The sequence below is a fragment of the Idiomarina sp. 017G genome, assembly GCF_004362265.1.
Classification (GTDB): Bacteria; Pseudomonadota; Gammaproteobacteria; order Enterobacterales; family Alteromonadaceae; genus Idiomarina; species Idiomarina loihiensis.
Genome location: NZ_SNWT01000002.1, coordinates 190,711 through 200,930, shown reverse-complemented (window position 1 = coordinate 200,930; position 10,220 = coordinate 190,711). Strand labels below are relative to the sequence as shown.

8 protein-coding genes are annotated in these 10,220 nt (G+C 50.2%); 1 reads left to right on the top strand and 7 read right to left on the bottom strand.

Annotation, left to right across the window (positions count from 1 at the left end; genetic code table 11):
- Positions 1–61: 61 nt before the first annotated feature.
- The 4 genes from DEU30_RS06050 to gcvT form a co-directional block, all read right to left on the bottom strand.
- The gene (locus tag DEU30_RS06050) at positions 62–679 is read right to left on the bottom strand and encodes a hypothetical protein (protein ID WP_114981724.1); all 618 of its coding nucleotides are present in this window, start codon (positions 677–679) and stop codon (positions 62–64) included.
- Positions 680–860: 181 nt separating this feature from the next.
- A complete protein-coding gene (gene gcvP, locus DEU30_RS06045) occupies positions 861–3,749 on the bottom strand; it encodes an aminomethyl-transferring glycine dehydrogenase (RefSeq protein ID WP_114981723.1) in 2,889 nt (962 codons plus the stop codon).
- A gap of 125 nt (positions 3,750–3,874) precedes the next feature.
- The gene (gene gcvH, locus DEU30_RS06040; protein ID WP_054491221.1) at positions 3,875–4,264 is read right to left on the bottom strand and encodes a glycine cleavage system protein GcvH; all 390 of its coding nucleotides are present in this window, start codon (positions 4,262–4,264) and stop codon (positions 3,875–3,877) included.
- 50 nt (positions 4,265–4,314) lie between these two features.
- Positions 4,315–5,394, bottom strand: coding sequence for a glycine cleavage system aminomethyltransferase GcvT (gene gcvT / locus DEU30_RS06035; RefSeq protein ID WP_114981722.1), 1,080 nt, complete (start codon positions 5,392–5,394; stop codon positions 4,315–4,317).
- 141 nt (positions 5,395–5,535) lie between these two features.
- Here gcvT and DEU30_RS06030 point away from each other — a divergent pair, with 141 nt between their 5' ends.
- Positions 5,536–6,378, top strand: a complete 843-nt coding sequence (locus DEU30_RS06030) for a LysR family transcriptional regulator (RefSeq protein ID WP_110014101.1) — start codon at positions 5,536–5,538, stop codon at positions 6,376–6,378.
- A gap of 174 nt (positions 6,379–6,552) precedes the next feature.
- Here DEU30_RS06030 and DEU30_RS06025 read toward each other — a convergent pair whose 3' ends face one another.
- Genes DEU30_RS06025 through pepP form a run of 3 tightly spaced genes read right to left on the bottom strand, consistent with a single transcriptional unit; the run spans position 6,553 to position 10,198 of the window.
- The gene (locus DEU30_RS06025) at positions 6,553–7,731 is read right to left on the bottom strand and encodes an FAD-dependent oxidoreductase (RefSeq protein WP_114981721.1); all 1,179 of its coding nucleotides are present in this window, start codon (positions 7,729–7,731) and stop codon (positions 6,553–6,555) included.
- Complete coding sequence (ubiH, locus tag DEU30_RS06020) at positions 7,728–8,894, bottom strand: 2-octaprenyl-6-methoxyphenyl hydroxylase (protein ID WP_114981720.1); 1,167 nt, start codon at positions 8,892–8,894, stop codon at positions 7,728–7,730. The genes DEU30_RS06025 and ubiH overlap by 4 nt, the downstream gene beginning before the upstream one ends.
- Positions 8,876–10,198 (bottom strand): Xaa-Pro aminopeptidase, encoded by a 1,323-nt coding sequence (gene pepP, locus DEU30_RS06015; RefSeq protein WP_114981719.1) that lies wholly within the window; start codon positions 10,196–10,198, stop codon positions 8,876–8,878. The genes ubiH and pepP overlap by 19 nt, the downstream gene beginning before the upstream one ends.
- Positions 10,199–10,220: the final 22 nt, after the last annotated feature.

Here is a 10,220-nt window from a genome sequence, read left to right as displayed (position 1 = left end):
TTTAAAGCGGCATCCATGTCGAAATTGGTTTTGGTCATATGTCATCTCTTTTTTGCTTAGTTTAACGAAATGACACAGAATTCTGAACACTACCACCTGTATCGAAAGAAAATCTATACTCCCTTTGGTGCTCGAATTCGCTTCTCTTACGGAATACAGCTTCATCCTCCGAGAAGCTTCCGCTGAATAAACTGGGATCGTAGTATTCAACTAACCCAGCCTTTAGCCCATAGTTTTTATCTTTAACGGCACTCACAACGCGGTCAATGAAAGATTTTGCCTGCGTTACGACAACCGCATGCTTTCCAAGCGCCAAACAGTTAGGAGGGATTTTCAAATGGTCTCTAAAATCGAAGATATTCTCAACTGTAATCTTCTCAAAGGAGCCGCTATGAGCTGCATAAATACAAAAAACGTTAAGATTATTGTGTTGATTCATCTGCAATGAAACTGGCGCAGCAAGATCTTTTAATTCCCGACCATTGAGAGTCAGAGTTATTTGATTGGGCTGATACCATCCAACCACAGCTTCATGCTTATCACCTCGGTTAGCTTGTGCAGTATCTTCTAGCTTCCTAAAAAACACCAATCTATTTGAGTATAGTGAGCCTTTTAAAAATTCCTCTGCATGGGATTTTTCGGAAAAGACCTTTACAAAGAAAAATATTGTTTTTGACATTACGCCCTCATTTATATCACTTAATTTTGCTTCTAAATCATATGACTACTATAAATGGGCTGAGTTCATACACAGAAAAGCCCGCACAAGGCGGGCTTCACTTTTAAATGTCTTATTTACGGTAAACGCCTTATTTATTCCCATTAAACGACTTATTTCATAGGAATATCAGGCTACCTCTCTACCGATACTCTTCAATGCTCGGGCATGAGCACATCAGATTACGGTCACCGAATACGTCATCTATACGGTTAACGGTTGGCCAGAACTTGTCGTAACCAACGGCTTCAACCGGGTAGGTTGCCGTTTTTCTATCGTATGGGCGGTCCCACTCTGCATCGGTAATGTCGGCTAGCGTATGCGGTGCATTTACCAGTGGGTTGTTGTCTTTTGGCCATTCACCGGCTGCTACTTTCTCGGCTTCGGCTTTAATGCTGACCAAGGCTTCAATAAAGCGGTCCAGTTCGGCTTTAGACTCAGACTCGGTCGGCTCAACCATAATGGTACCCGCTACCGGGAAGCTCATGGTTGGTGAGTGGAAGCCGTAGTCCTGCAGGCGCTTAGCTACGTCAATTTCAGCTATGCCGGCGGCGTCTTTCATAGGGCGCAAGTCGATAATGCACTCGTGTGCGACACGGTTGTTGCGGCCACGATACAGAATTTTGAAATGCTTACTGAGCTTCTCAGCCAGGTAGTTGGCGTTCAAAATAGCGGTTTCTGAGGCTTCACGTAGGCCGCGTCCGCCCATCATGGCAATGTACATCCAGGAAATGGTCAGAATGCTGGCACTGCCAAACTGAGCAGCAGATACCGCGCCATTTCCGGCTTTAGGCCCGTCAATGTTCACAACGGAGTGGTTTGGCAGGAATTCAGCCAAATGCTGCTTCACACCAATAGGACCCATTCCAGGGCCACCGCCACCGTGTGGAATACAGAAGGTTTTGTGCAGGTTCAGGTGCGATACGTCAGAGCCAATGTAACCCGGTGAGGTTACGCCAACCTGTGCGTTCATGTTGGCGCCGTCCATATAAACCTGGCCGCCGTAGCTGTGAACCAGGTCACAAATGTCTTTAATGCCTTCTTCGTAAACACCGTGGGTAGAAGGATAAGTGACCATAATGCACGACAGGTTTTCGCCCGCTTCTTCGGCTTTGGCTTTTAAGTCGTCCATGTCCACGTTGCCGTGCTTGTCGCAGTCAACCACCACTACTTTCATGTTCATCATCTGAGCTGAAGCCGGGTTGGTACCGTGGGCAGAACTTGGAATAAGGCAAATGTTGCGGTGCCCGTCGCCGCGGCTTTCATGGTACTTCTGAATAGCTAACAGACCGGCGTACTCGCCCTGCGCCCCAGAGTTCGGCTGCATAGACATGTCGTCGTAACCGGTTACGTCAATTAACCATTCAGACAAAGTAGAAACTAACTCGTAATACCCTTGCGCCTGCTCTGCCGGGCAGAACGGATGCAACTGACCAAACTCAGGCCAGGTGACCGGAATCATCTCGGCGGTGGCGTTCAGCTTCATGGTGCACGAGCCCAGAGAAATCATTGAGTGGTTCAGGGCTAAATCTTTGTTTTCCAGCTTTTTAATATAACGCAGCATTTCGGTTTCTGAGTGGTACTCGTTAAATACCGGGTGCTGTAAGTACTGAGAAGTACGCACTAAATCAGACGGAATAGATTCTACGTCACCGCCAGCAACACGGCTGTCCAGTACATCGATATCTAAACCGTGGTTGTCGCCAAACAGCGCGGCAAATAAATTTTCAACGTCGTCACGCGTTTTGGCTTCGTCAAGGCTAATACCAAATACGCCTTCGCCGTCAACGCGTAGGTTAAGACCCAGCGCTTTGCTGCGCGCTAATACGTCTGCAGCGTTTTCTTTCATTTCAAAGGTTAAAGTGTCAAACCAGTGGCTGTTCACCAGCTTCACGCCTTTGTCCTGCATGCCTAACGCGACAATGTCGGTTAAACGGTGAATACGGTTGGCAATACGACGCAAGCCGTCAGGGCCATGGTACACAGCGTAAAACGACGCCATGTTGGCCAGCAGAACCTGCGCGGTACAAATGTTCGAGTTCGCCTTTTCGCGGCGTATGTGCTGCTCACGGGTCTGCATGGCCATACGCAATGCCGGGCGTCCGCGAGAATCTTTAGAAACACCAATAATGCGACCTGGTAGCGAACGCTTAAATTTGTCACGGGTAGCAAAGAACGCGGCGTGAGGACCACCATAGCCCATTGGTACACCAAAACGCTGAGCGTTACCGAACACCATGTCGGCGCCCATTTCGCCCGGTGACTTCACCATTAACAGGCTCATTAAGTCAGAAGCAACGGCGACAATGGCCTTCTTCTCCTGCAACTCGCCAATTAACTGTTCAATGTTGTGCAACTGGCCTTGTTTGTCCGGATACTGCAACAACGCACCAAACACGTCATGATCAGAGGCTTCACGCGCCGGTCCGACAATAATGTCGAAACCAAAGTATTCAGCACGGGTTTTCACCACGTCAATCGTTTGCGTGTAAACGTTGTCGGCAATGAAAAACGCGTTGGATTTTTTGTTTTTAGAAACCCGCTTCGCCATGGCCATTGCTTCGGCGGCGGCAGTGGCTTCGTCCAGCAATGAGGCGCTGGCTAAATCTAAGCCGGTTAAGTCCATGGTCATTTGCTGGAAGTTAAGCAGTGCTTCTAAACGGCCCTGAGCAATTTCCGGCTGATACGGCGTATACGCTGTGTACCAACCCGGATTTTCCAGCACGTTACGCAAAATAACGTTCGGTACTACGGTGTCGTAGTAGCCCATACCAATGTACGAGGTACAAATTTGGTTCTTTTTCGCGATGTCTTTAAGACGAGCCAGAGCTTCGCGTTCAGTTTGCGGCTCCCCTGTCTGCAGGAACGGTTCACGCAGAATCGCACCAGGCACAGTGTCTTTGGTTAATGCTTCTAAAGAATCTACACCCAGCTCAGCCAGCATGGCTTTTTGCTCATCAGCGCTTGGGCCAATATGGCGGCTAATGAATTCATCGTGGTGCTCTAATTGCGTCAGGGTAGTACTGCTCATTTAACTCAGCCTCGTACATTTATCGGAAATTTATCGAAAACTTATCGTAGACAAAAAACAATGAACCCCGGCTAATTTCCGGGGCTCAGGACGCTCTGTGTCATTGGTGCTATGCGCCAATGGCCTCAGTCTTCGTCGATTGAAGCCTCGTAAGTGTTCGCGTCTAATAAGTTGTCCAGCTCGCCGCTGTCATCTGCTTTTATACGGAATAACCAGCCATCGCCGTAAGGGTCATTGTTGACCGTTTCAGGGGCATCTTCCAGATCTTCGTTAACCGCAACAACTTCACCCGTCATTGGTGCGTAGATATCTGAAGCGGCTTTTACAGATTCAGCGACAGCAATATCGTCGCCTGTGGCAACTTTGTCGCCTACGTCCGGTAACTCAACAAACACCATGTCGCCAAGAAGTTCCTGCGCGTGCTCGGAGATACCGACAGTAAAAGTACCGTCGCCTTCATCACGAACCCATTCGTGGGTTGATGCGTATTTCAGATCTGCTGGAATATTGCTCATATTGCTTTCCTTCTACCCGGGTTACCCGGAATGTATTGAATCTTGTTCGATTATAAAACAGATTGACCGTTTCTGACGAAACCTGGCTTAACCACCTTCACCGGCATTTGTTTCTTACGCATTTCCACTTCCGCTGTATCACCAACACTGGATGGAACGCGAGCCATTGCAACTGAGAAACCAAGTGTAGGCGAGAATGTACCAGAAGTGATGATACCTTCGCCACCCTCAACGGTTACTTTTTGACCGTGGCGCAGTACACCTTTCTCTTCCATTACAAGACCGACTAATTTGTCATGACCTTTCGCTTTTTTCTGCTCTAAAGCTTTACGACCAATGAAGTCACGGTCAGCCGGTTCAAACGCTACGCTCCAGCCCATATTGGCTTCCAGCGGCGTGATGTTCTCGTCCATGTCCTGACCATACAGGTTCATGCCGGCTTCTAAGCGCAGTGTATCACGAGCACCCAGTCCACATGGAGCAACATCGGCTTTTAGCAGAGCATCCCATAAGCTTTCCAGCTGCTCAGCCGGAACCACAATTTCGTAGCCTTTTTCGCCGGTGTAACCTGTGGTCGCAATAAAGTAATCGCCAACGTCTTTACCCACAAAAGGCTTCATGCCGTCAATTTCTGCATATTGCTCTGCGGTTAATACGTTTTGAATTTTTTCAGCGGCTTTACGGCCCTGCAAAGCCAGCATACCCATGTCGTCACGCTCTTTGGTGGTGACATCAAAATCGGCAGCGACTTTTTCAATCCATGCCAGGTCGCGGTCACGGGTTGCTGAGTTAACGACCATGCGGTAAGCGGTTTCTGAGAAGAAATACACAATAAGGTCATCAATAACACCGCCATTTTCATTCAGCATGCTGGTGTATTGCGCTTTGCCTTCGGTTTTCAGCTTGGCAACGTCGTTCGCAAGCAGGTAACGCAAAAACGCCTGAGCCTGTGGGCCTTCTACGTCAACAATGGTCATGTGCGACACATCAAAAACACCGCAGTCGCGGCGTACAGCATGGTGCTCTTCAATTTGTGAGCCGTAGTTCAGCGGCATGTCCCAGCCGTGAAAATCAACCATCTTTGCACCCGCTTTTACGTGTGCTTCGTACAGTGGCGTTCTGCTACCCATACCGTGTTCCTTTTCTGTTCACTTTATGTGCGTGTGTATGGGCGCAAATTATAGGCGTGATTCGGTTAAACTTAAAATCAATAATGCTTATAATGGTATTAATTTTTCAAATACCCAGTAACGACTTTATAAAGCGAACCAATGAAACATTTATCCTTAGAAGCCTTACGCAGTTTTAGTGCGGTGATTGAGCTGGGCAGTATGACACTCGCCGGCGAACGCATGGGGCGTTCTCAGCCTGCTATTAGTCTGCAGCTTAAAAAGCTGGAGCAGCAACTGGGCGTTGCACTGCTAACCCGGCAGGGCAGCGGCTTTGCCCTTACCGCCGATGGGGACGTTCTGTTTGACTACGCCCAGCGAATGTTGGCGCTGAATGACCAGGCCTGGGCCCAGTTCGAGCCCCAACAGGTTAGCGGTAAAGTTCGGCTGGGCATTACCAGTGAGTTCGCGTCCAGTCTGCTGCCCAAAGTGCTGGGTCAGTTTGCTCAGGTTTACCCGCAGGTGACACTGCAGGTGACTTCGGCGTTGAGTAAAGACTTACTGTCCGGGCTGGGGCAACAGTTCGATATTATTCTGGCACTGCGCGAACAAACCAATAAAAGTGATGTTTTGATTCAGCGCGAAGAGCTGGTTTGGGTGGGCTTACCCGGCTTATTAGAGCAACCCGGCTGGCCTATGGTGGTTGCTCCTGAAGGCTGTATTTATCGGCGCAGGGCAGAACAAAGTTTACAAAGAGCGCATCAGCCTTATCGTATCACTTATACCAATACAGACTTCTCGGGACTGACTGCAGCATTGAACAGCGGACTAGGCATTACCGTTCTGGCTAAAAGTACGGTACCGAAGGATATTCCCATATTGGAAAGTTTTTCTGATAACAAACCCTTACCCAACCCCGGTTCAGTCAACGTGATTATGCGCCTGGCCGGCGGTGCCTCAAGCGCTGCCTCTCAATTAGCCGACTACCTGAAAGCGCGGATTTGAACATCTCACCTGACGTGAACGTCAGGCTACGAGAGCTGAGCTACGGAATAGGTGGCGCCTATGGTTGGTACGTACTGGTCAGGGAGTGTGCGGCGCCATGGATGGCGACGCCCAAGCCCTACAGGGACGTATTTACGGGCGTCTCCCGGACCAGTACGTAGCAACCACCGCCACCTAGCCCAGAGCCACTTCGGCTAGCTTGCGTTTTAAAAAGGTGAGTTTGTTTGGCAGTGCGAAGGCCAGGGCTCGTAGGCCTTTTACTACTGGGTTTGCTGTGCCGAAACCGCGTTTGAACGTTTCCATTGCCGCTATCATGAGCTGAGCGTCGGCTTTGCGCTCGCGTTGGTATGCACTCAATGAACGCTGCAGTTGCGATAGCGAGGATAAATCCGCACCCTCAAGTTTCTCGGTTAAGGCTTTCACGTCACCAAAGCCTAAGTTTGCGCCCTGCCCGGCCAGCGGATGAATAGTGTGTGCCGCGTCACCAGCCAAACCAATACGATGCTGATACCATTGGCGGGCATACTGCATTCTAAGCGGAAAGGCTTTTATATCAGACACACACTCGCAGCCGCCTAATACTCGCCCTGACTCTGTTTCCACCTGTTTTGCAAAGCGCTCAGGCGGCTCATTAAGCAAGTTTCTGGCGAGATCTTCATCGGCAGACCAAACAATAGAAACGGTATGAGAGTCAGGCGTTGGCAGAAGCGCCAGTGGCCCTGTGGGTAAAAACACCTGACGAGCCACGCCATTATGCGGTTGTTCCGTGCGAATGTTCGCCACAATGCCTTGCTGCCCGTAGTCCCAGAAAGAAATTGGTAATTCAGCATACTGACGCACTTTCGAGCGACCACCGTCGGCTCCAATTATAAGATCAGCTGACAGTAACCACTCACCAACCTCTATTTCCGCGAGGTGAGAATCATCGCCAGCGTGAACCATTGTCCACTGCTGCGTCTGCAATATCTCAACACCTGCCTGCTCGGCACGTTGCCACAAAAAGTGCTCAACAACGTTGTTCTCAACTATAGCGCCTAGATCTTCGGCGTTAATTTCCTTTGCGGAAAACTCAATGTGCGCCGGGCTGTCTTTGTCCCACACTTGCATGCTCTGGTAGGGGCCGCTTCGGTGTTCCTGCACTAAAGGCCAGGCACCGCAGTCTTTTAATACGCTGCGACTGCGATCATTCAACGCGCTCACCCGTAAAGCCAGCTCGTCAGAAAGTTCAGGCTGCGAATGTCTTTCCAACACCATCACTAGCCGGTTCTGTTGAGCCAGGCGTATCGCCAGGCTCAGGCCAATCATGCCGCCACCAACAATCACAACATCTAACTTTTTGCGTTTCATGGTCATGGTTTCATCCCCATGGTTAAGCGTGCAAAGGCGGATTTCAGCGGCGAACAATGCTGCAGTAACATCAGCGCACTGTTGCGGCCCACAACGGTGGGTAAATAATGGTTGGAGAAACCACGTACCAGGCCGTCGGTCAGCTTAATAATGGCCTGATAGTCGCGTTCGCGGTTCTGCTCGTAGCCTTGCAAAACGCGGAAATTACCGGGATCATCGGTTGTTGCCAGTACCTCACACAACACTTCGGTGTCCCGCAGGCCCAGATTAAACCCCTGCCCGGCAATTGGGTGTAAGGCATGCGAGGCGTTACCAATAATAACACTGCGGTGATGGGTTGAGCGTTTAGCCCGGCGTAAAATGAGCGGATAAAAAACCCGCTTCGATACCCCGGTAAATAAGCCCGCGCGGTAGCCAAAGGCCTGCTGACAACGGTGCAAAAATTCAGTATCTGACCATTGTTCGGCGGCTTCACGCTGCTTTTCGGTAAAGCTCCACACCAATGAGGCCTGCGAATTCTGCATGGGTAACAAAGCAATGGGTCCGGCTTCGGTAAAACGCTCAAACGCCCAGCCATTTAAGGGCTGTTTCATGTCTAAGGTGGCAATGCAGCCAAACTGACCGTAGTCGTAGGTATCGGATTTTAATTCAAGCTGTTCGCGCACTAACGAGTTCTGGCCGTCGGCGCCAATCAGCAACTTAGTCTGCAATTTCTGCGCGTTATCCAGAGTGAGTTCAACGTAATCCTGCTGCTGTTTCAGTGACTCCAGCCGCACACCGGACAACCAGTTTAAATTAGGCTGTTTCTGGCAACTCAGGTATAGGTTATTGACCAGCTCTGAAGCCGAAACCACGCGCCCCAGCGCCTCAACTTTTTCATGCTCCGCGTGTAATTCCGCAGCGCCGGCAAAACCACGATCAGAAATATGAATGTGTTTTATTGGGGTAGTATCAATGCCATCGAGCGCGCCAAGGCTTTGTAACCGCTTTGCTGAGGCAGCTGCCAGCGCAATAATGCGTTTGTCAGCAGGCGGGCCTTCTGCGCGAGGTTCACACACCACAATACGCCAGTCCGGCCGCTGCTGTGCCAACATTAAGCCGGTCAAGGCACCCACTAAGCTGCCTCCGGCTATAACCACATCAGCCTGAGTTACTGGCTTTTCATCCATTCTTCAATCTCTTCAATGGTTTTTGGTACGCCGGCGGTCATGTTGTCAAAGCCATCGGCTGTTACTACCAGGTCATCTTCAATGCGAATGCCGATGCCGCGCCACTTTTCATCAACCTCGGCGTCTTCCGGAATATAAATGCCCGGCTCCACCGTCAGCACCATGCCGGGTTTAAAGGAAATCGGCTCGCCTTCACTGTTGCGATAACGACCCACATCGTGAACGTCCAGACCCAGCCAGTGGCCTAATCCGTGAATAAAATAGGTTTTCCAGCGCTGCTCTTTGAAATTCTCTTCTGCGTCACCGGTTAAAATACCAAGCTCCGTCAGACCGTCGCTAATGACCCGCGCTGCGGCTTCGCTCGCATTAACCAGGTTACTGCCGGGTTTTATTTCAGCAAAGCCGGCCTGCTGGGCTTCCAGCACTAAATTGTAAAGTATGCTCTGTGGCTCATTAAACTTGCCATTCACCGGGAAGGTGCGGGTAATATCGGCGGCATAGCCCTGATATTCAGCGCCGGCATCCACCAGCAGTAAATCGCCGTTGCGCAGAACGTCTCGGTTGTCGGTGTAATGCAAAATGCAGGCGTTTGCTCCGCCGCCGCTAATAATGCCATAAGCCGGATACAAAGCGCCGTTCATAGCAAACTCATGATGCAACTCCGCCGCTACCTGATACTCGTGCTTACCGTCTTCAACAAAACACATAATGCGACGAAACGCTCCCGAACTTATACGTGCCGCTTCTTTCATTACCGCTATTTCTGCGGCTGACTTAATTAAACGCATGGCGTCCAGATTAGGCCGTAAATCAGACAAGCTTTGAGGTGCCAGTTTGCCGCTTCGTCTGGCTTTAACACTTACTTCGTCACGAGCTTCGCTGACGAGCTCCGCCAATATTGAATCTTCGCCCATGGGGTAAAAAACCGATTCAATGCCCTGCAACAATTCAGGTAAGCGCTCGGGCAAGGTATCTAGGTCTTCTGCGCTATCAACAGCTAAGGCTTCAACGGCATTTTCATAACCCAGACGCAACCCGTGCCAAACTTCGTGCTTTGGATCTTTGTCCTGACAGAATAAAACACTGCGTGGGTTGCTGTCGTTGATCAGCAGCAACACAGCGTCCGGTTCGTTAAAACCGGTTAAATAGAAAAAGTCGCTGTTTTGCCGAAACGGAAACTCGGTATCGTTGCTACGGGTAACTTCACTGCTGGCTGCAACCAGTGCCAGTGAGTTTGGCGGCAACAATTGCAATAACTGCTGCCGGCGCTGGTTAAATTCGTGCTGCGGAATAACGTCTTTCATCAACGACCTCAACTCCGTCAGT